This is a genomic window from Chryseobacterium sp. UF-290 (assembly GCF_058245615.1).
In genome coordinates this window covers 106,623-127,189 of the sequence record NZ_JBSICB010000002.1, presented here as the reverse complement: position 1 = coordinate 127,189, position 20,567 = coordinate 106,623, and the positions used below count along the sequence as shown (strand labels likewise).

The 20,567-nt window shown below is 41.0% G+C and carries 16 protein-coding genes; 9 read left to right on the top strand and 7 right to left on the bottom strand.

Going from position 1 to position 20,567, the window contains the following annotated elements:
* Nucleotides 1–9 precede the first annotated feature (9 nt).
* The 5 genes from AC4IF5_RS02980 to AC4IF5_RS02960 form a co-directional block, all read right to left on the bottom strand.
* Nucleotides 10–3,894: an AMP-binding protein gene (locus AC4IF5_RS02980; RefSeq protein ID WP_490731535.1), complete on the bottom strand. Its 3,885-nt coding sequence runs from the start codon at nucleotides 3,892–3,894 to the stop codon at nucleotides 10–12.
* Nucleotides 3,895–3,924: 30 nt separating this feature from the next.
* Nucleotides 3,925–5,388 carry a flavin-containing monooxygenase gene (locus AC4IF5_RS02975; RefSeq protein WP_490731533.1) on the bottom strand — a complete coding sequence of 488 codons (1,464 nt, stop codon included), beginning with the start codon at nucleotides 5,386–5,388 and terminating at the stop codon, nucleotides 3,925–3,927.
* 5 nt (nucleotides 5,389–5,393) lie between these two features.
* Nucleotides 5,394–5,819, bottom strand: a complete 426-nt coding sequence (locus AC4IF5_RS02970; protein ID WP_490731531.1) for a hypothetical protein — start codon at nucleotides 5,817–5,819, stop codon at nucleotides 5,394–5,396.
* 94 nt (nucleotides 5,820–5,913) lie between these two features.
* Nucleotides 5,914–7,191: a DUF4374 domain-containing protein gene (locus AC4IF5_RS02965; RefSeq protein ID WP_490731529.1), complete on the bottom strand. Its 1,278-nt coding sequence runs from the start codon at nucleotides 7,189–7,191 to the stop codon at nucleotides 5,914–5,916.
* Nucleotides 7,192–7,246: 55 nt separating this feature from the next.
* Nucleotides 7,247–9,637: a TonB-dependent receptor gene (locus AC4IF5_RS02960; RefSeq protein ID WP_490731527.1), complete on the bottom strand. Its 2,391-nt coding sequence runs from the start codon at nucleotides 9,635–9,637 to the stop codon at nucleotides 7,247–7,249.
* Nucleotides 9,638–10,163: 526 nt separating this feature from the next.
* Here AC4IF5_RS02960 and AC4IF5_RS02955 point away from each other — a divergent pair.
* The 9 genes from AC4IF5_RS02955 to AC4IF5_RS02915 all read left to right on the top strand — a co-directional run bounded on the left by AC4IF5_RS02955 (nucleotide 10,164) and on the right by AC4IF5_RS02915 (nucleotide 18,082).
* Nucleotides 10,164–10,619 (top strand): carboxymuconolactone decarboxylase family protein, encoded by a 456-nt coding sequence (locus AC4IF5_RS02955; protein ID WP_490731525.1) that lies wholly within the window; start codon nucleotides 10,164–10,166, stop codon nucleotides 10,617–10,619.
* A gap of 228 nt (nucleotides 10,620–10,847) precedes the next feature.
* Nucleotides 10,848–11,273 carry a RidA family protein gene (locus AC4IF5_RS02950; protein ID WP_490731523.1) on the top strand — a complete coding sequence of 142 codons (426 nt, stop codon included), beginning with the start codon at nucleotides 10,848–10,850 and terminating at the stop codon, nucleotides 11,271–11,273.
* Nucleotides 11,274–11,490: 217 nt separating this feature from the next.
* Nucleotides 11,491–12,360: a sigma-70 family RNA polymerase sigma factor gene (locus AC4IF5_RS02945; protein WP_490731521.1), complete on the top strand. Its 870-nt coding sequence runs from the start codon at nucleotides 11,491–11,493 to the stop codon at nucleotides 12,358–12,360.
* Nucleotides 12,361–12,380: 20 nt separating this feature from the next.
* The gene (locus AC4IF5_RS02940; RefSeq protein WP_490731519.1) at nucleotides 12,381–12,980 is read left to right on the top strand and encodes a hypothetical protein; all 600 of its coding nucleotides are present in this window, start codon (nucleotides 12,381–12,383) and stop codon (nucleotides 12,978–12,980) included.
* A 664-nt stretch (nucleotides 12,981–13,644) separates the two neighbouring features.
* Nucleotides 13,645–14,229: a Crp/Fnr family transcriptional regulator gene (locus AC4IF5_RS02935; protein WP_490731517.1), complete on the top strand. Its 585-nt coding sequence runs from the start codon at nucleotides 13,645–13,647 to the stop codon at nucleotides 14,227–14,229.
* A gap of 62 nt (nucleotides 14,230–14,291) precedes the next feature.
* Complete coding sequence (locus AC4IF5_RS02930) at nucleotides 14,292–15,422, top strand: NADH:flavin oxidoreductase (protein WP_490731516.1); 1,131 nt, start codon at nucleotides 14,292–14,294, stop codon at nucleotides 15,420–15,422.
* 103 nt (nucleotides 15,423–15,525) lie between these two features.
* Complete coding sequence (locus AC4IF5_RS02925; protein ID WP_354046148.1) at nucleotides 15,526–15,933, top strand: RidA family protein; 408 nt, start codon at nucleotides 15,526–15,528, stop codon at nucleotides 15,931–15,933.
* A 275-nt stretch (nucleotides 15,934–16,208) separates the two neighbouring features.
* Nucleotides 16,209–16,619, top strand: a complete 411-nt coding sequence (locus tag AC4IF5_RS02920) for a 5-fold beta-flower protein (protein ID WP_490731515.1) — start codon at nucleotides 16,209–16,211, stop codon at nucleotides 16,617–16,619.
* Nucleotides 16,620–16,834: 215 nt separating this feature from the next.
* Complete coding sequence (locus tag AC4IF5_RS02915; RefSeq protein ID WP_490731514.1) at nucleotides 16,835–18,082, top strand: hypothetical protein; 1,248 nt, start codon at nucleotides 16,835–16,837, stop codon at nucleotides 18,080–18,082.
* Nucleotides 18,083–18,491: 409 nt separating this feature from the next.
* On the opposite strand, the gene AC4IF5_RS02910 is transcribed toward AC4IF5_RS02915, so the two are convergent.
* Nucleotides 18,492–18,956: a hypothetical protein gene (locus tag AC4IF5_RS02910; protein WP_490731513.1), complete on the bottom strand. Its 465-nt coding sequence runs from the start codon at nucleotides 18,954–18,956 to the stop codon at nucleotides 18,492–18,494.
* Nucleotides 18,957–19,283: 327 nt separating this feature from the next.
* Entirely contained in the window at nucleotides 19,284–20,072 is a 789-nt protein-coding gene (locus AC4IF5_RS02905) for a PhzF family phenazine biosynthesis protein (RefSeq protein WP_490731512.1), read from the bottom strand.
* Between the last annotated feature and the right edge of the window lie 495 nt (nucleotides 20,073–20,567).

Here is a 20,567-nt window from a genome sequence, read left to right as displayed (position 1 = left end):
TGATTATCATTATATTTCATCTTCCAGTAATCCTTTCAGAAAATCATTATCCACTCCGCTGTCCTGTATATCTGTCTGTCCGGAAGGTTGTATTTCAAATGCACACAGATAGCTGGCCAGCTCACTTACCGTGGAATAACTCCAGATAATAGAAGGTTCCACATGAATAGCATATCGGGTATTCATATCGCTTACAAACCGTATGGACAGGGAAGAATCGAGTCCGTATTCTGAAAATGAGGTGGAAGGGGCAAACTGGCTGCTTTCAATTCCGGCCTCTTTTTCCAGCCATTTATAAATCCAGGCTTCCATTTCCGCAACGGCTTTGTTGTTTACGGAAGATGGATTTTTAGAGCTGATGGAAGAGGTAGTGTCTGTGTCGGTTTCAGATGTTGTCGTACGGAATATTACCTTTTCAGCAGAGCTTTGCTCTTCTGCCTGTTGTGATGCGTTTTGCGTTTCTATCCTGCGCAGATCCCGGAAAGGGGAGCGGATGGAAGCTTCATCAGACATAGGTTGTGTATAAATGGTCTGGTGATCTTTCAGGGCATGGCTGAATTTCGCTTCAAACCGTTGTCTGGAGAGTAGGCTGGTATCGAATTCGAGCGTGTCTGCTATGATTCCTTCGATTTTTTTCTCGATCCAGTTTTTTGCGTGGGAGGAAATATCGTCCTGACACATCCATGCAACCAGCCGGTAGGTCAGCACTTCTCCGAATGCATACCGGGCAAATTTTCTTTGCGGTCCGTCAGCATCACTGGTATGTTGTTCCAACTGCTGTTTTATAAGCTGTATTTTCTCTTGCTGAGCTACAGCATTGATGGCTACATACTGGTTGGTTAAAAAGTTTAAGGCTTCCATAATGGCTTCATCACTGCGTCCTCCGAGGTCGGCAATTAAGGATTCTGAAGGGCCTTCAAATATTCTCAATACACGGGTATCTCTGAAAAGCTGGGCGATACCGTTGTGTTCCGAATATCCTCTGGCAGCAGTGATCTGCATCAGGAAGTCGACGCCTTTCCAGGTTTCTTCGGTAGAGAAGATTTTCCCGGCGCTTACCAGGGTATCAGGAAGCATCAGCCCTTCATCTTTCCATTGTACCAGCTTAGACTGATAGGTTTCAATGATTTCAAGAATCCAAAGCAGCTCGTTGAGCTGTTTAAGGACCACAGGCTGATCGATAAGGGAGCCTGAGTTGATCTTTCTGTTATCAGCCCATCGTTTAGACCGGGATAAAACGGTTTTCAGGATGCCGATGCACATGGAATTGATCCCGATACGGCCCATAGAGACTACTTCATGCAGGATCTCTGAACCTTTACCGATTTCGCCCAGCACATATGCCTCTGAGACTTGTACATCGTTCAGGGTAAAATGTCCCTGTACGGTTCCACGCATGCCCATGGTCATACATTCTTCGATATGGTTCAATCCTGGTGTTCCCTGCGGTACCAAAAAGGCGGATTGTCCCAGGTATTTGCCATTTTCGTCCTGCGTATGTGCGATCACTGTCAGGTAGCTTGCCCAGGAGGAAGAGCCAACCCAGCATTTTTCACCGTTTAAGATCCAGTGGCCGTTATGTTTTTTTGCAAGAGTTTTCCCTGCGTTGGGATTGCTTCCTGCACCGGGTTCGCTTAATGCAAAGCTGGCGGTTCCTCTGCCTGTGGCCAGTTCTCTCACCACTTTTTCCCTGATTTCTTCTTTGGCAAATGTTGCGATGGGATGCAGTCCCAGTAAATTGTGGAGGCTGGCGAATAACCCTAACGTTAAATCTGCAGAAGAAATGGTTTCTATGAAAGTCCTTGCCTGGTTCAGGGTACAACCTAAGCCACCATATTCCGGTGAGATCAGAAGACCCATCAATCCCATGCGGGCCAATTCAGTCATAATGTAAGGGGGAATAGAACGTCTTTCGTCTATTGTATAGCTGTCGACCCTGGTTTGAAGGAAATGTTGTAATTCGCCAACGATCTGTGCCAGTTCCTTCTCCTGAAGACCGGGATGTGTGGTTACCGTTTTCTTTTTAGGAACTGCTGCATTTAAGCGGGAAGTGTACAAAATGTTTTCCCATTGCTCATTTTCGGTGGTACGTTTGGCCAGCCGTCTTTGAATTTTGCCGCTGGTGGTCCGGGGAACATGCATAGGAGCTACAAACAGAATGGTATCTATCGCTACGCCATGCTCCTGTAATACAGCATTGCGTATTGCTTTCGCATATTCATCAAATTTAGGGGACAGCACAGCGCTGCGGGTTAATTCCTGTACGATATAGCAGCATTCGTTTCCGTCTTTATTCATGGAAAAGGCTGCTGCGCCGTCAATCCTCAGATCAGGATGGGCATAGCAGGAGGTACGTTCTATGTCCTGGGGATAATAATTTAATCCCCTGATGATAATAAGATCCTTGATTCTGCCGACGATGTAGATTTGTCCATCCTCATCTTTGAATGCCAGATCACCGGTCCGAAGATAGGTGGTATTATCGGAACGGGAGTGGAAATAGCTTTCGGAAGTGGCCCATTCGTTTTCAAAATATCCGTCCGTTACAGAAGGACCGGAGTACCATAGTTCACCAATGGAGTAGGGCTCCTGTACGGGAAACGCCGAAATGGAATCGGGCAACGCTCCTTCGAGGTCGGCAACGGCTATAATATCAACGCCGTGGTTGTCGATGACCTGTCCGTTTCCTACGAGATATACTGAGCCTTCCTCATCGGGGAATTTCTTACCGGTTTCCAGAAAGCCGCTTTCCTGAAGGATCACGGTATTGTTTCTGAGCGCTTCTTTATCGACCTTTAGCCATTTTACCTTTTCTCCTTCCTTATTCAAAGCGACGGTTAAAGTAGCTTCCGCTAAGCCATAACCGGGAGAAATCACGTGGTCATGGGCGCCAAACAGCGAAATAGCATTCTGGAAATCACAGATCGTCTGAAAGCGGATAGGTTCAGCACCGGATGCACACATTGTAAGTGTTTCCAAAGAGAAGTCTATTTTTTCGTTGGTGTTTTTAAGTTCGTTGTGGAGTTGCACCAGCTTATCGGCCACCAGCTGATAGGCAAAATTGGGTCCTCCGGTATGGGTGGCTTTCCATTTGCTGAGCGCATAGACCCAATTGAGCGGCCGGCTCATAAAATCTTCGGGTTTCATGAGATAAAGGCTGTTCCCGTTATAAATGGTCTGAACGATAAACAATATAAGCCCCATATCGTGATAGAAGGGAAGCCAGCTCACAAACACACTGTCGGGAGTGGCGTTCATATTCTTTTTAGATTCTTTGGAATTTTTAATCAGAGAATCCTGTGTTACGACCACGCCTTTAGGATTCCCCGTAGAGCCGGAGGTGTATTGTAAAAATGCAGTAGGATGGATATCAGGCTGATCCGTGAAGTCAGATTCAAAGTTGTCTGAAGCTTTGATTGCTACTTCGATGAACGGTATGCTGCCGAGCAGTTCGGATTTGCTTAATGACTGCATGAGCCTTGAACCGCTTTTTTTACCGGTAATGATCGCTTTAGGTTGGCATGTGCCAGCAATATTCTCCCATTTGTCCAAAGGTTTTGACCGTCCGGGAATGTTAAGCGGAACAGGAATCGCTCCTATCCATTGGCAGGCCAGGAAAGCGATGATGAATTCTATGCCCTGATTAAAAATCAGCAGGCAACGATCTCCTTTTTGGATCTCTTCATTTTTAAAGGCCTGCGCATATTCTCTGACCTGGAATAAAAGCTGGGAATAGGTCTGTGGATTTTCATTAAGGTCAATATCTACTTCGCTAAAGGCTGTTTTGTCGGGGTATTCTATGCTTCTCCTGATCAGAAAATCGATCAGGCATCTGCCGTCATCTTCGGGTTGGTGAGATGTACGGGGTATAGGTTGAACATGAGTGTTCTCCATGTCAGTTGTATTTGTTATTGGTGGTTATTTTTACGGACAAAAGGTATAGGCAGATTCATCTACCGCTTTTGTCAGCTTTTGATATGCTCCGGCTTTGCCGGGCCAGTTATTGATGATCACATCTCCGTCTTTGTACCAGCTTTCTTTTATCTGGACCCAGGCGGTTTTTTTCATTCTTTCGTTGACCTGACGGGTAAATGTCTTCTGAACTTCCGGTTTTACATCCATATATTTCAGATTCTTCCCTGAAACAAGATCCATGCATTCAGCGATGTAGTGTGCCTGGCTTTCTATCATGAGCAGGACAGAGCTGTGCGCCAGATTCGTATTCGGGCCGAACATCATAAAGAAATTCGGGAAGCCTGCCGTGGTCATTCCGAGGTAAGTTTCCGTTGATTGCTCCCATGCGTTGCTGATAGATTGTCCATTCAGTCCGCAGATATCCAGTCCTTTCAGAAACGGATGACTCTCGAAGCCGGTCGCATAGATGATCACATCCAATGGAACTTTGTTTCCTGAGGAGGTAATCACGCCCTCTTCTACAAAATGAGCGATGCCTTCCACATTGACTTCTACATTGTCTTTTACCAAAGCAGGATAATATTCATCAGACAACAACACACGGACTGCTCCCATCGGGTAATCCGGGGTCAGCTTCTTCAACAGTTCCGGATCTTTGACCGTTTTTTTGAGGTGGCTCAAGCTTACACTCTGCCAGAGCTTTTTCCAGAATTTGTTTTGTCCCATCAAATGGTAAAACAATCCGTTGAAGGTGTTATTCGAATGGCGGGCCCACCGGAGTTTAGACGGGTATTTCTGATGCAAATGCCTGTCCTTATCACTGTATTCCGCATTTTTCTTGGGTAATATCCATTTTGCGCTCCGCTGAAAAACCGTCAGGGATTGCACCTGCGGAACGATTTTCGGAATAAACTGGATGGCGCTGGCAGCGTTGCCTATGACGCCTACCCGTTTTCCGTTCAGATCAATATCATGGTTCCATCTTGCGGAATGCCAGGCAGATCCTTTGAACGTTTCTTTCCCTTTAAAGTCAGGGATTTTCGGGTGGTGAAGCTGACCTATCGCCATAATTAAAAACCTGGCTGCATAGGTGTCGCCCTGTCTGGTTTTCACTTCCCAGTATCCCTCTTCTTCAATGAACCGGGAGGACGAAAATTCTTTTTCACAAAGAATATGCTCTTTTAATCCATTCTTTTCTACGTTGAATCTGAGGTATTCAAGGATCTGTGGCTGGTCCGACCATTTTTTCTTCCAGCCGGGGAAAGGTTCAAAGGAATAGCTGTACAGGGCAGAGGGTACGTCGCATTCTGCACCCGGATAGGTATTATCCCTCCATGTACCTCCGATATCCTCTGCTTTTTCCAGCATCAGGAAAGATCGTATTCCCCGCTTTTTTAAGCTTATTGCCATTGAAATCCCCGAAAATCCTGATCCTACGATTAAAGCTTCGTACATTCTGTGATTTGCGGTCATATCGTTTACTTGCTTTTAGGATTCACTACCAGTTGCTTCAGACGGTCTTTTTCATAGAATACCAGAATAAAGTTCATGATAGACACGATCATTCCGGAAGCAAAAAATCCGGGGTGCGCAGGCGGCATATCATGAACAATGTGGATCAGAAAAATATTGACTGCAAAAGGTAGATAGAACAGCAAGCCGATCCACCAATATCTTTTCGTTAGCAGAAGCGCTCCTGCAAATAATTGGGCTAAACGGACAAAAGGTCCCAGATAGCTCATCATAATGGCATCATGCAACTGGCGGAAGGTTTTCCCAAATAACAGGATACCTTCGCTTTGCGGATTATAGCCTTCTGTGAACATGGCATAGGTTCCTATGGCACCGAAAAGTAAAAGGATGACAGCAAAAACATATCGTAATATGGTCATGGTTTTTCTCATAATATTTGATTTATTCATTCAAAAAAATTAAAAATGACAGAAAGCAATGGTGAACACCTGGGTTGGTTCCGGATGCTCAGCCCATTCTCTTATCTTAGTTCAATTTCAGAATATGAGACATTCCTGTTGTAGTGACCGTTTTGGTTTTGCTTGAATTGCTCAGGTTGATCTTATTGATATAGTTGCTTGTTTTATTGGCAAACGGAACATAAGCAAAACCATTTGAGAAATAACATCTTGCGACTTTTCCGCCAATGGTGTAGTCATCATCCAGCTTCGCTGCTGTTTTCGTATTTAAGTCAAAGCTCCACCAACGGAAAATAGCGTCCGTATTGAATGAGTATGGATTGGCCGGATCAAGCTTTGAAGGATCAAGTACCGTAGCAAGGAATTTACCGTTTCCATAGTATTCAAAATTGGTTACCGGGTTGCCATTTCCTTGTGATGCGGCTTCTAAATCAAAATAGTAGCTTGAATCGAACTCCGTAGATCCGTTTTTGATTCTCAACATACATGCTGGTTTACCGATGACATTTCTGGCCCCGCCAAATACGTTGTGGCACAATACATAAATATCCCCGTTTTCGGTTTTATTCATATAGTACACCCCGCCGCCGGTATTCCAGGCACCCGTAAAGGAACCTCTGGTATCAGTGATGATTTTCACTAACGCACCAGAATTATTGTTCGATGAGTTGTTTACCTTGGTAAGGTCTATGACCAATATATCGCAGGTAGCCGTGGCCGGGGTAAAGGAGCTAAAGTCCTGCATGTAATACAATGCGGCATACATGTAATTTCCGTTAATGATAATCTCTGTAACACCATCCGCCTGGATAGTTGCTCCGGGAGTAGGGAAGTTGGTTACCTGACCGGCTCTTGACATGGAAGACCAGTCGATTACTCCGGTTTTGGTCATGGTGGTAGGGTTAAAGATCACGATCTTTCCTGATCCTCCTATGTAGGCTGTGTTTTCATCTTTGAAAGCGATATTTCCCTGAAAACCCAGCTCAGGAACTGAAATGGATCCTTTATTTTCTCCGGTATTTCCATTTGATAAGGTCCATCTTGTGATTGATTTGTTTTGATAATCATTCACATAGATCGCTTTTTTAAATTCATAAACACCTCCTGAATGAGAAGCTGAGATTTCGTGGGCTTTAGCATTATCGATGGTTCCTGTAACATCCGGGGATTCAATTTTCTGCATGTAAGCAGAGAAAGACATTCCGTCTGCATTCTGAGGTCTGGTAATTAACGCAAAATTCGCTGATCCGTTATCGGCAGTCGGTTCTGTCATATCATCATCCTTATTGTTACAGGATACAAATGCCAGCAGCATAAGCGTTAAAGCAGTTAATTTGTTCTTCATTTTTTTGATTTTTTTTGATTTTTGTTTAGTTAAAAAAATTTGTTTAGTTATTTGCTTAGTTAAATGAATACGTTATTTTTCCGTAAAAGCTCCGTCCCGGTTTCTGAACAGAGAAGTTGTCGTACACCTTTGCGTTGGTCAGATTCTTACAGTCGACGGCAAAACTCCATCTTTCATTTTTAGAATGAACTGAGACTGAAATATCATTGACAAACTGAGACGGAATCGTTGTTTTGGATGATTTTATCCCGTTAATGGCCCAGGTAAGGAAATATTCATGGACGTAGGAGCCGGTATATAAAAACCTGATGTAGTAGTTCCGGTTATTCCCGGGATTCAATGTATAGGCAATCTGGGCATTGCTGAACAGGTATGGTGTATTGGGAACTCTTGCGCCAATATATTCCGGAGTAAAGATCCCTGAATCGTCTACTGCCCGTAACCTTGTATCCAGGTAGGTTGTGTTGAGATTAAGGCCAATTTGATTGTTTAATTTGTATTCCAGGAACCATTCGCCACCAATTGTGGATGTTTGTAACAAATTGGTGTAAGCGGCAAGCGCATTGGAAAAAGAGGTCAAAAGAATCCGGTTCTTAGTGTCTCTGTAAAATCCGCCGATCCCTGTAAAAATTTTTCCGTCTGATGATTTGTAATGTACTTTTACATTGATATTATGGCTTTTGGCTGATTTAAGGTTGGGGTTCGGGCTGATGGTAATACAGTCCCCGAAAATCTCTTTGCTGTCAGGCTGGCGAACGGTATATTCATAACCCGGAAGGATTGATATTTTTGGAGTTACCATCCATTTGAATACCTGACCAAAGCCAATATCGGAAGAGGAGGAGGAATTTATCCTGTCAAATTCATTGTTGATCTTAAAGCTAACGCCTTTTACTTTATTGTAGTAATGCTTGAAAGAGGTGTTAGAAATTAAGCGGCCCTGTAAAAGCCTGGATTCAAGAGAGGTTCCGAAAAAGTTATTGAAAAGTGTTTGTGGTGTTTTGAAGGGATCTTCTTTGTAAGTAGCTGTACCGGCCTTGTCTTCTCCTGTCAGCTCCCTTTTGGTAGTGAGGAGGCTTACGTTGATCTTATAATGTTCTCCTATTTTAAAAAATGCGTTTTCTCTTGCATACAGAACATTCTGGTTGATTTTGGGCGTACGCCCCTGGCTGTACAATCCGCTTTCCCCCTTATTCTGTCCCTGGACAAAGCTGCCGTCCCAGAAATAGATGCGTGAGGAAATGTCTTCAAAATACGTCTGTTCAAAATTGTATCCGGCGGTTACATCAACCTGCCATCTGTTCTTCTGTAAGCTCGATTTTTTCCAGTTGAGGGCAGCACCTCCGGTATATTCCGTGGAAAACGGCTCTCCCCAGGGTCTCAATGCTGTAATGCCGTGCTGCCATTCTTTATAGGTATGGGTAGAGGAAACTATTAATTTTATATTATCGGCCCAGCTTAAGTCTTTGGCCCCGATCTGTACTTTGGTCAATGCAAAATCATAGTCGTCATTAAATCTCCTGGCCCGGCCTTTTTTTGTATTGTATAAATCGTCAACTACCACATCTACATGGTCCATCCAGTAGTCATTATCGGAATGCCGGTAAACAGCATCTAAGCCGGCAAAGAATTTTTTATTTTTGAAAGGATGCCCAAAGGTGCTTAATGTGGCTTCATGGGAGTTCCAGGAACCGTACATATATCCCAGTCCCAGAAAATCCTTCTCATTTTTCCTGGTGACAATATTGATGACTCCTCCTAAAGCATCCGACCCGAATTGTACGGGGATCAGCCCTTTATAGGTTTCGATACGTTCGATCATATTGGGGGTAAGGTTTTGAAGCTCAAGTCCCCGGCCCAGCAGGTATACGGGAATTTCATCTATAAATACCTTTACGTCTTTCCCATCTATGCCATTCAGAATGACATTCAGGTCACTGCCCATGCCGCCCTGTTGCTGTATGCGCAATCCGGAGGCAAGGTTCAGGGCTTCGACAACGGTTTTTGAAGTGCTCTGGAATTCTTTGAAATCAATTACTTCAGGGGTGTAGAGTGATTCACGGATCTTTTGTGACGTGGAGAGCTTTTGTCCTTCTACAATCACCTCTTCAAGCTCATACGCTGATTTGGTAAGGGTAACGTTTAACGTGTCCCTTTCTTCGGTGATCTGAATCTTAAAGTCCTTTTTTCTGAATAACGAATTTTCTATAGAAACCATATATTTACCTGGTTTTTCGTTAATAGTTACCTGTCCGTTCCTGTCGGTTGTCTGTTGAGAAATAGATCCATTTCCTTCAACAGTGATTTTAGCTCCCGGAATTGCTTCCTTTGATTCGTTTTTTATATTTATAATAGTTTGAGCATCAATATAGTTGCTTGAAAAAGCAGATAAAAAGAAAAAGGCTATAAACCTGTTGTAGTTTAAACGCTCAAAAATTATTTTCATGTGTTATTTATAATTAGTCCAAATATAAATAAATATTTTATAAATGATTGAAAAATAAATATGATTTATTCCTTATAAAGAAACAGGGGTTGATACGGTCGGTTAAAGAAGGGCTTTATCCGGACTTATTGGTTATGAATCTGTTTAACCTTTTTACTTAGCTATTAGACGCAAAAGCTTTTATTCCAGAGACTTTAGTTCACTGAAAATACTGTATGAAAAGTTCACATAAGGAGAAAATCAAAGATTTTCATAAAGCTTAAGTGTACTTATTGTGCACCAAGCTTGTTACTTAAAAAAAATCTTAAGTGTTTAATCTTTTGTGGTTTTCATTAAAAAGATTAAACAGCTTTTATACGAGAATTGGGATCAATCCAGGAGAAGTGTGTCAGGAGCAGCTTAAAATTTCGACGAACAGGGAATATCTGTTGCCAATTGAGCGGGGCTGTTTTTTTGCAGGAAAAAAAATGATAAAAATGTGTCACGTTTTTCCTGAATCTTTATCTATATTATAAAAACAACTTTTATGAACACACGGATTGACCTGCATCAAATGCCCAAAGGATTGTTAGACGGCCTGATCAAAACAGAGCTGTACTTAAAGAAATCAGGATTGGATCTGAAACTGATCGAACTGGTTAAATACCGGGTTTCGCAAATGAACAAATGCGGATATTGTTTAGATATGCATCATCAGGAAGCTTTGGCTCTCGGTGAATCTGAATTAAGGCTTCATACGCTCATTGCCTATAAGGAATGTCCGTATTTTGAGGATCATGAGAAGCTGGCGCTGGAATTTGCAGAGAATCTGACGTTAACCAGTGAGACAGAGGTGGACGACCTGCTTTATGCCCGTCTGAAAAAATACTATTCGGAAGAGCAGATAGTAATGCTTACCTTAGTCATTACCCAGATCAATGCATGGAACAGGATTAATAAAACGGTAGGGGCAGTGCCGGGATCATACACCGGAACTGAATAAAAATTGCTTATGGCTTTGAAGCAGGAAGCTGAAAGTTATGAAGGTTATCAGTAATAACCGTTTATCTTTTTTAAGGCAGTTTATTAATTGTATAGTGATCTGTCTGTAATGATAACTAAAAGTAACTTCCAGCCTCCTTCTTCCAGCCTCCAGCCTTTTAATCTTAACTTCCTAACGCCAAATTAACTTATGAACCATTTACTTTTTTTAATCACAATTATTTTTACAATGACAATACAAGCCCAAGAATTTAAAAATCCATCTTCTCTTTTCGATCCTGTGCCGTATGGATTTTCCCATATGGTTACCGTTCCGGAAGGACATCAGTTTATTTTTATCGCCGGACAGGGTGGTGAGGAGAATCCGGAAGGAAAGCTGACCCCTGACTTCAGACGCCAGGTAGCATTCTCTCTGAAAAATATCAAAGAGGCGCTTACAACTGAAGCTCTTACCATGGATAGTGTTATTAAATTAACCACATTGGTCGTTGACCACGATGCAGAGAAATTGAAGATCATCACAGAGGAGTTCAATAAGGTCTGGCCTGCCAAAAATTTCCCTATCAATACATTAATTCCCGTTCCTAAGCTTGCTATAGATGGGATGCTGGTAGAAATTGATGCCCTTGCGGTTAAGAAACCGAATCATCAATAAAAGATACTGAAATGAAATCATTACTCCTGGTCTTTTTATTAAAAATAAAGACCGGGAATTTTGCGGATATAAACAGAGATCAATCTATCCATTGCTCATGGCGGAATTGATGAAATACATAATTTCTATCAGCGATCAGTAATTATGTTAAATCCTTTAGCTATCTTTTTGCAATTATTTAAGGCTTAAAAATGAGGTATCAACAATTTGATGTAATATGAATAATATGATTGAAAATTACAGGCACATATTATTCCCGTATGCCTATAATATTCTGGGTACGGTGGAAGATGCTGAGGATGTGATCCAGGATGTGATGATCCGGTATACAAAGGTTTCAGCTGATGTTATCAGCCATCCTAAAAATTACCTGATCAAGAGTGTTATTAATCAGTCAATTCAGCTAAAGCGGAAGCAGGACAAGACGGTCCGGACCTATATGTGGCTTCCTGAGCCTGTGGCTACGGAGCAAGCTTACAGGCATCCGGATGTTTTTAATTTCTCGCTTCTTGCCAGAATGGAGCATCTTAGTGCTAAAGAACGGGCCGTGTTTATTCTGAAGGAAGGCTTTGACCATTCACACGAGGAAATTGGGGAATGGCTGTCCTGTACCCCGGAAAATTCAAGAAAGATGCTGAGCAGGGCCAGAGAAAAGCTGAAAAAGATCGGCTATAAAGAGAAAACGCAACATCAGTCACCTGTTTCTGACCCGGTAAGGAAGCTGATCGATGCCATTCAAAATGGAGACGCTGAGGATGTGAAGCTATTGCTGGCTGAAGATATTCAGTTTTATGCTGATGGCGGAACCTCTATTCAGGTTGTGGCTAAAGAATGTCTGGGGAATAATCTGGTAAGCCGGTTATTGATTTATATACACCAGACGTATAACAGCCTTTCCAGTATTACCTTTACCGTTATCAATCATCAGCCTGCCGCTGTATATATTCAGGACGGGCAGATACAGTCCTGCCAGATCTTCGATGTATATGAAAACCAAATTATCCGGATTGATTCGGTTATTGATCCGCAAAAACTTAAAAACTTAACCCAGGAGGACCTTATTCATCAACCTTCCTCCAAAATCTAATACCAAAATATATTTTACTTATGCAAACAACATCCAAAATTTTCAAAATTTTATTCGGGGCCCTTTTACTTTTTAATATCATTCTTTTGTCTATCGTGTCCTACATGCTGATGAACAGACCAGATAAGCTGATGGAGGCGGAAAGGATTGACATCAAAGATAAAACAGGCAACAACAGGATTGTTATTTCAAACGTGGATCATATTCCGCCGCCAATCGTTAACGGGAAAACCTATCAAAGGGCTGTAACACCTGCAGGTCTTATTTTTTATGATAAAAAAGGGGATGAAAGAGGGGGACTCGCCATAACAGATACGGACAAAACCAATTTCAACGCACTGGCGTTTGATTATCAGAATGCCGATGCCATCGGTATGTTCGCCCAGGATAATAAGAATGATCAATATTTCAAAGCAGGTTTCACCATTAATGATAAAGATTTATCCGGAAAACCGGGACATAATATCAACAGAATCAACCTGGTTACAGAAAACGGGAATGCGGCGCTGGTTCTGAAAGATGCCAATGAGGTTCCAAGAATTGTTTTAAAGGTGGACAGCTTAGGCAATGCTTCTATTGAAACATTTGATAAAGGAGGAAAGCTGAAATGGAGGCAATAGGTTTCCGAACATATTTTTAAACTTTGAGACTATTAAAAAATAAATTATTCAGCTGTATATAATGCAAATTCAAATTTTTTAACCACAAAAGACACAAAAGATTAAACACGTAAGTTATTTTAAGTCACAAGCTTGGTGCGCAATAAGTACACTTAAGTTTTATGAAAATCTTTGATTTTCTTCTTATGTGAACTTTTATACCATATCATTTTCAACTAACTAAAGTGAACTTAAGTGTTTAAAATAAAAGTTTTTGTGTCTTTTGTGGTTTTCATTGGAAAAGTTTGAACAGTTTTAATAGTATAAAATGCAAAGCCCAGTGATTTCACCGTATCATTAAATGAAGACAAAGGAAGCGATAAAGTCACTGATAAAGCTGGCGGTTATTGCGTCTGCTTATAAGGGATCTGTACTAAATAAACCTAACAGGTTTTTAAAACCTGTTAGGTTTAGATATTAAGTTAGAGTTCTTATATTTATTGAATTATGCAGCTCATCAATAAATAACATTTATCTTTTTAAGTTAATTTAATAGTATAAAATAACTGTCAGTAATTATAACTAAAAGAACTTCCAACCTCCCACTTCCAGCTCCCAGCAATAGACAGGAATGAGACAATAGATATCAATTGATAGGTTTGTATTATCAAATTTAAAATGATTTATGAAAAAAAATGCTTTATTGGAGAATATTTCCAGGCATATACAGCTAACCCCAAAAGAAATTTCTGTTTTTGAGAGTTTCTGGAAAGAGAAAACCTTTAAAAAAGGAGAGAGTCTTCTGCGTAATGGTGAGGTTTGCCGTTATGACAGTTATGTGATTTCGGGAGCATTAAAAGCGTTTTATATTAATGCTGAAAACGGCAATGAGGAAATTTTATTTTTTGCTGTTGATGATTGGTGGGCTTCTGATCTGGACAGCTTTACCAGGCAGAAACCTTCTATCTATAATATACAGGCTATAGAGGATACAAAGGTTTTACAGATCAGCTATCATTCCTTTCAAAAGTTACTGGCTGAAATCCCCTCGTTGGAAAGGTATTTTCGTTTAATCCTGGAAAGCTATCTCGGAGCCTTACAGAAAAGGATTATTTACAGCAATATATATGATGCGGAATACAGGTATTATGATTTTTTAAAAACGTATCCGAACATCGTTTCAAAAGTACCTCAATACCTGATCGCTTCCTATTTGGGAGTGTCCGCAGAGTTTATCAGCCGTATCAGAAAAAAAAATAATCCATCTTGAACTAGGTCAATTTTTTTGAATTTAATTACTGGGAATTTTGCTTCATACAATTTAAGAAGCAAATGAAACATTATCCTATTTTTCAGAAAGCCAATATCTGGCAAAGAGAATTGATGAACCGGACGGCAGTCGCTCCGATGTCACGGGTCAGTGCTACAGCGGATGGCCTGGCTACGGATGAAATGATGAACTATTATTCCGCCTTTGCGGAAGGAGGGTTTGGCGTTATCATTACCGAAGGTATTTACACCGATATCTACGGCAGTAAAAGCTACTACAACCAGCCCGCGCTTACAAACGCTCAGCAGGCTGTCTCCTGGGAAAAGATCACCCAGGCGGTTCATCAATTTTCCTCCCTGATCTTTGCGCAATTGATGCATGGTGGTGCATTGTCCCAATACAGCGAAAACACTTTGGCCCCGTCCGCTATACAGCCTGTAGGGGTAAAGATGGCTTCCTATGGTGGCGAAGGGGGTTTTCCGCTGCCTAAAGAAATGACTCTGGAAGATATCCGGAAAATGCAGCTGGGATTTATTAACGGAGCCATACATGCTTACAAAGCAGGATTTGACGGTGTCGAGATTCACGGTGCCAATGGGTATCTGCTGGATCAGTTTCTCACACCGGAGCTGAACCGCCGTAACGACCAATATGGAGGATCAATGCAAAACCGTTTCCGTGTGATTGCTGAAATTATTGCCGGTATAAAAGCTTCCGTACCACCTGATTTCATTGTAGGCTTGAGGATTTCGGAAGGAAAGGTAAATGATCTTACCTACCGTTGGACAAATGGTATAGAAACCGCCAAAGAACTGGCTGAAGAAATAAAGGCTAACCGACCGGATTTTGTGCACGTAGCAGTGCAAACGGGAGAGTGGGAACGGGATAGCTTTTATGAAGAAGGGGTATCATTGGCATCGGTTATCCGGAAAGCAACGGGCATTCCCGTAATAGCCAATGGAGGCTTTCACGATATTGACAAAGCTGAAACAGCTTTAAACGGGAATCATGCCGACCTTCTTGCTATTGGAAAAGCTGCCCTGGCAGACCCGCATTGGGTGGTGAAGACACAGAGCCATTTACCGGTCATTCCTTTTCATCGTGATATGCTATGGCCGCAAGCTACCATCCGCCATACCCAGAAGATCATCAGCAAGCTAAACATAGAAAGTAATGAAACAGCTAATATTTAGAGTGAATAGACTATCTGCAACGGCTATTTTGTTTTTGCTGTTTGCTGTTACAGGGAAAACATTCGCACAGAAAAATAATTCCAACATTTTAAAAAAAGAAAAAATGAAAATTTCACAAATTAAAATTACGCCGGATACTTATGAACCATTCCGTCTGGCACAGGGCCACAGGGTTGGCGACTTATTGTTTATTTCAGGACAGACGGCTATTGACGATGACGGGAAGCTCACCGGGATAGGTAACTTTGATGTCCAGGCCCAAAAATCTTTTGAAAATCTGGAGAAAGTGCTGAAAGCAGGAGGCTCCAGTCTGAAGAACGTTATTAAGGTCACCATCATGCTCCGTGATATGGGAAATTTTGAAAAGATTGTAGCATTGAGAGGTCAATATTTTACAGCCCCTTATCCGGCAGATACGATTTTTGAAGTGTCATCTTTATTTTCCCCTGATGCGCTGATTGAAATTGAGGCCATTGCTGTGGTGGATGAGGCTGCGGATTGGCAGAAGTGATGTAAAAGGTTGTAAAGAAATCCGAGGTATTGTTATATGGAGGCTGTCTCAAAAGTCAAATAATTTGGCTTTTGTCATTCTGACGAAGGAAGAATCTTATTGATGGTCAGCTGTTTGAGATTCTTCATTACATTGCATTTCATTCAGAATGACACTTTTGAGACAGCCTCTTTCTGTTTTTAAAATTCTAAGATTTTACCTATGTATTTGTAAGTTAAAACTTTAATGCTTATTTTACATTTACCATTTTTCAATAGGATAAAAAATTGAAAACCATGAGAAAATCACTATTCATTTATTTCCTTCTGTTTACCCTTTCTGTTGTAAGGGCACAAACTATAGAATCGGTAAGCCACAGTACGACGGGCTACATCAAACCTGACGGAACGATTGAAAACAGCAGTCATTCCACAATCGGTTACATTAAGTCTGATGGAACGATCGAGAATAAAAGCCACTCGACCATCGGCTATATCAAAAGCGACGGTACCATAGAAAACAAAAGCCATTCTACGGTAGGTTATGTTAAAAAAGACGGCACCGTAGAAAACAGCAATCATTCCACCATTGGCTACATCAAAGATGATGGAACTGTAGAAAACAGCAGTCACAGCACTATTGGCTATGCTAAAGGAATTAGAAAAGAGTGGGCAGCGGTAGTGTATTTCTTTTTTAAGTTGGATTGATCGCCAGCCTTGCAAAGAAACTATTTCGTTGGGTGTATAAGTTTGGGGAGTAAGTTTATCCAAATATAAGCTCCAAAGTATGATGTTTTAAACACTGTGTTTTGGGCAGTAGAGGAATCATAAAATTTAATGCAGATTTAATACTGAGGTTATCCAAATGAAAATGGAATCCGGTAGTTTCGTAGGCGATTTTTTACACGCCAAAAAAACAAACCATGATTCAAAAACCAATATTTGGATGGATGCTTATGCTTGCGGTAGCAAGCATTGGATGTCAGAATAGTGAAATTGCTTCCGTTTCAATGGAGGAAGAGCTTCCGTCACAACTCAATGCCGGCAGAGCGGCTACAGATGTCAGTGTCAATCCTTATGTAGACACCAGTGCTTATATCAATTCAGGCTTTAGTTTTTTAAATCCATCCCAGATTAATAAAAACCGGCAAGCCATTGGCGGAAATGCTTACACCCAGGTCTACGGATTCAATATACCGGAAGAAAACAGGGTAAGGGGAATCCGTTGGAACACCGATGATGAAACTACAGCGATCTGGCGGCCACAGGGCATTGCAGGATTTACCAAAGATGGAGTTCGCTACCTGTTGGTGAGCTGGTATGCGAAGGATGATGCCGAATATAAAGGGTCCCGTATTACCCTGATTGACATCAGCCCAAGTTCAAGCACTTATCTCACGTATCGGCATATTTTGCTGGTGCAGCCTGATATTCCAGCTAATACAACGACTTATACCCAATATGGCTCTTATGCTCCACTGAAAGTACATGCCGGTGGGATTGCCTATTTTAAAGGGAAAGTGTATCTCAGCAGCACAAATCTGGGCGTCCGGATATTCGATCTGAATAAAATTATTGAAGTGAGTACAGGTGAGACTACCAATAACAAATGCGGTAAAGATGCCAACGGTAATTTATTTGCCTTCAACTACCGGTATATATTGCCTCAGACGGGGTATCAAAAGATCAATAATGCCAATCCTTTCTCCACCATACAGGTCAATGATGAAGGAACTCAGCTCTGGACCGGACAATACTATGCAGGCAGCGCCGATGCTTCCATTGTGCCTAAAGTCTTTGGTTTTCCTGTTGATGCCAATGGAATGATTCAAAATTCAGGGATTGTTAGCGTCACTCCTAAGAATAGCCTTTTTGCCGATAATCACGCTCATGGCATTCAGGGGGTATTCCGGAAAGGGAACAGGACATGGCTTTCCTGTACCGGATCTCCAAGTAATTCTTACGGTTCCAATGCCAGACTGGCACGATATACCGATGGGGCCGATGATACCGTACGTTACCGATGGCCGTATGGAGCAGAATCCCTCTATTATGAAGCCCAATATGGCTATCTATGGAGCCTGACGGAATATGAACCCAATGCCGGAGCACAGAATGGCAGCCAGGTCAACCGGTGTATATTTGCTGTGGATTTTTCGAAGTATGAATAGTAGGAGAATGTAGGGCAGATATTTAAAATAGGAAGCATCATTGTTGTAATGATGCTTTTATCTTTTGTAGGATTAAACATTGTTATGGCTGAATTGAAGTATATTCTCCTAAGTCGGGAGATTTCGGAGAGTAGAAAGAACTGAATTTGGAATTAATGCAATAATTCAGATGGAGTACCGGGATCTTTGAAACTAAGAGTCTGTTTAAATTTAATTGCTAATAATTTGTATAATTAATTTAACGCTTTATTTTTTATTTCCCCGCTGATTTTGCAGATTCAGCAGCTCATTATTCGTAAATCAAATCAGCGGGATTTGCAAAATCAGCGAGAAATAATATTTTAATACAAATTTAAACAGGCTCTAAGAATAAAAATCTTTTCTATAATTACCGGAAAATTTTAAAAAATTAGCGGACAAGAAGCCAGATTCCAACACCAATCGCGGCATAAGCGGTAACCGTAATAATATCAGCTATGGGTTGTGAAAAGCGTTTTTCCGCAATTTTCTCGCTATTGATCTGGTTCTTATGAAATTTCAGAATTTTTTTGGGATTATGAACCGGGTGTGCCACCAGACTGTCGCTCTCCCACTTATCAACGATTATTTTATAGCTCTTTCCATCAACGTTAATTTTAACATTTTTATTAGGGACAAGCTTCTCCTGAATATTGATCGGAGCGGGCATTTGCTGAGGATTTAGGGATTCTGCTGCCGTACTTTTCATTGGCGTAGCAGTATTATTAGCAAGAGCCATATTCTTTTTAGATTCCTGCTTATTGTCGGCAGCCGGATCTGCTTGTTTTTTTACCTGGTAAGTATAGCAATTGGTAAGAGAAAATAATATGATGATGAGATATAGATTCTTTCGCATGAGCCAAATTTAAGAATTAAACGGAATATTTAGGATTTTCTTTTGAAAGATCTTGTTTTTTTAATCTATAAACTGACTGACTTTTATCTTTGTGTTTTAGAAAAAGCTTCAGAATACAACTTCACCATTACTGTTTGTGCTCATGCAATTTAGATGGAAGAACTGGAAGCTGGAAGAGGGAGTCTGGAAGTTACTTTTAGTTATAAGTACTTACAGTCCCTATGAAATTAAATTACTTTAAAAAAGATGATCAGTTATTCTGTATCACCTTCATAACTTCCTTCTTCCAGCTCCTGGCTCCCAGCCTATACAGCTTGATAAATACCATTATTCTATCCATAGATGTCCCATAGAATAGGTTCTGGCTTTACCTGCTACAATCACTCTTTCATTTTTGTTTTCACAATAGAGCTGGCCTCCTCTTTCTGATAGCTGGCGGGCGAAAAGCTTATCTTTTCCTAATCTTGATGACCAGAACGGAATGAGTGAGCAGTGTGCAGAGCCGGTTACAGGATCTTCAAGAATTGACGATTGCGGTGTAAAGTATCTTGAAACAAAATCACTGTCAGTACCTGCTGCGGTCACCACAACACCTCCCGGATCCAGGTTGATGAGGTCAAAAACGGATCTTTCAATTTTGATATTTTTGATGTCTTCCTCAGATTCATATACCAGAACATAGTCTCTTGATTTGAAGATTTCCTTAGGCTGTATATTGAGAGATTGGGTTATATTGTCCGGAAGAGTGGAGGTTTCAGGCATTCTTGCCGGAAAATCCATATAATAAAATCCGTTTTTTACATCAACGGTTAATTCACCGCTTTTGGTTTCAAATATGATTCTGTTATTCTGATAGTTTAAGATAGAGATCAAACAATGCGCTGTGGCAAGGGTAGCATGTCCGCATAAATCCATCTCTATTTCAGGGGTAAACCATCTCAGATGAATGGTATTTCCATTATCAATAAAGAAAGCGGTTTCTGCCACAGCATTTTCACGGGCTATTTTTAAAAGGACCTCATCGGGTAACCAGTTTTTTAAGGGGACAACACACGCAGGGTTTCCATGGAAAATCTCTTCTGTAAAGGCATCTATTTGATATAATTCTAACTTCATAATTGAGAAAATTTCTGTCTGTAACAAAGATAATTTATTTCCCGAACAGGCTTTTGGTTTAACTATATATTCTTGTGAAATATTTTGTCTGTATTTTACGATCAGGCTTAAAAGAAAAGGTGAAGTATTCTCAGTATTAATTCAGATTAGTATCATTTTTTCACGCAAAGATTTATTATTTTCCTTGTTGATTTTAAGAGGAAAAGTGGAATCAATTTCATTGATCCTTTCTATGCGTATGTATATCCGTTGGGCCTCATCAGCGATTTTTTCGCAATCTTATCTCCCTCTAAATAGAACTGATAGAATCTAATCTTTACACTTTAAAATACAGATTAAAAAAAGTAAAGACAATTATTTTTTTAGATCATCCCAGCTTTCATCTTTTGTGAACTTAATTGTGCGGTATTTCCTTAAATTTTCTAAAGTGTACTAAAATATTAAAAAAATAAAAACCTTTGTGACTAAGATTTTCCCACAGATTACACAGATGTG

What these genes read in the sequence shown, in the direction of transcription:
- AC4IF5_RS02980 (WP_490731535.1), bottom strand. Translation starts at nt 3,894, where the DNA reads ATGGAGAACACTCATGTTCAACCTATACCCCGTACATCTCACCAACCC.
- AC4IF5_RS02975 (WP_490731533.1), bottom strand. Translation starts at nt 5,388, where the DNA reads ATGACCGCAAATCACAGAATGTACGAAGCTTTAATCGTAGGATCAGGA.
- AC4IF5_RS02970 (WP_490731531.1), bottom strand. Translation starts at nt 5,819, where the DNA reads ATGAGAAAAACCATGACCATATTACGATATGTTTTTGCTGTCATCCTT.
- AC4IF5_RS02965 (WP_490731529.1), bottom strand. Translation starts at nt 7,191, where the DNA reads ATGAAGAACAAATTAACTGCTTTAACGCTTATGCTGCTGGCATTTGTA.
- AC4IF5_RS02960 (WP_490731527.1), bottom strand. Translation starts at nt 9,637, where the DNA reads ATGAAAATAATTTTTGAGCGTTTAAACTACAACAGGTTTATAGCCTTT.
- AC4IF5_RS02955 (WP_490731525.1), top strand. Translation starts at nt 10,164, where the DNA reads ATGAACACACGGATTGACCTGCATCAAATGCCCAAAGGATTGTTAGAC.
- AC4IF5_RS02950 (WP_490731523.1), top strand. Translation starts at nt 10,848, where the DNA reads ATGACAATACAAGCCCAAGAATTTAAAAATCCATCTTCTCTTTTCGAT.
- AC4IF5_RS02945 (WP_490731521.1), top strand. Translation starts at nt 11,491, where the DNA reads ATGAATAATATGATTGAAAATTACAGGCACATATTATTCCCGTATGCC.
- AC4IF5_RS02940 (WP_490731519.1), top strand. Translation starts at nt 12,381, where the DNA reads ATGCAAACAACATCCAAAATTTTCAAAATTTTATTCGGGGCCCTTTTA.
- AC4IF5_RS02935 (WP_490731517.1), top strand. Translation starts at nt 13,645, where the DNA reads ATGAAAAAAAATGCTTTATTGGAGAATATTTCCAGGCATATACAGCTA.
- AC4IF5_RS02930 (WP_490731516.1), top strand. Translation starts at nt 14,292, where the DNA reads ATGAAACATTATCCTATTTTTCAGAAAGCCAATATCTGGCAAAGAGAA.
- AC4IF5_RS02925 (WP_354046148.1), top strand. Translation starts at nt 15,526, where the DNA reads ATGAAAATTTCACAAATTAAAATTACGCCGGATACTTATGAACCATTC.
- AC4IF5_RS02920 (WP_490731515.1), top strand. Translation starts at nt 16,209, where the DNA reads ATGAGAAAATCACTATTCATTTATTTCCTTCTGTTTACCCTTTCTGTT.
- AC4IF5_RS02915 (WP_490731514.1), top strand. Translation starts at nt 16,835, where the DNA reads ATGATTCAAAAACCAATATTTGGATGGATGCTTATGCTTGCGGTAGCA.
- AC4IF5_RS02910 (WP_490731513.1), bottom strand. Translation starts at nt 18,956, where the DNA reads ATGCGAAAGAATCTATATCTCATCATCATATTATTTTCTCTTACCAAT.
- AC4IF5_RS02905 (WP_490731512.1), bottom strand. Translation starts at nt 20,072, where the DNA reads ATGAAGTTAGAATTATATCAAATAGATGCCTTTACAGAAGAGATTTTC.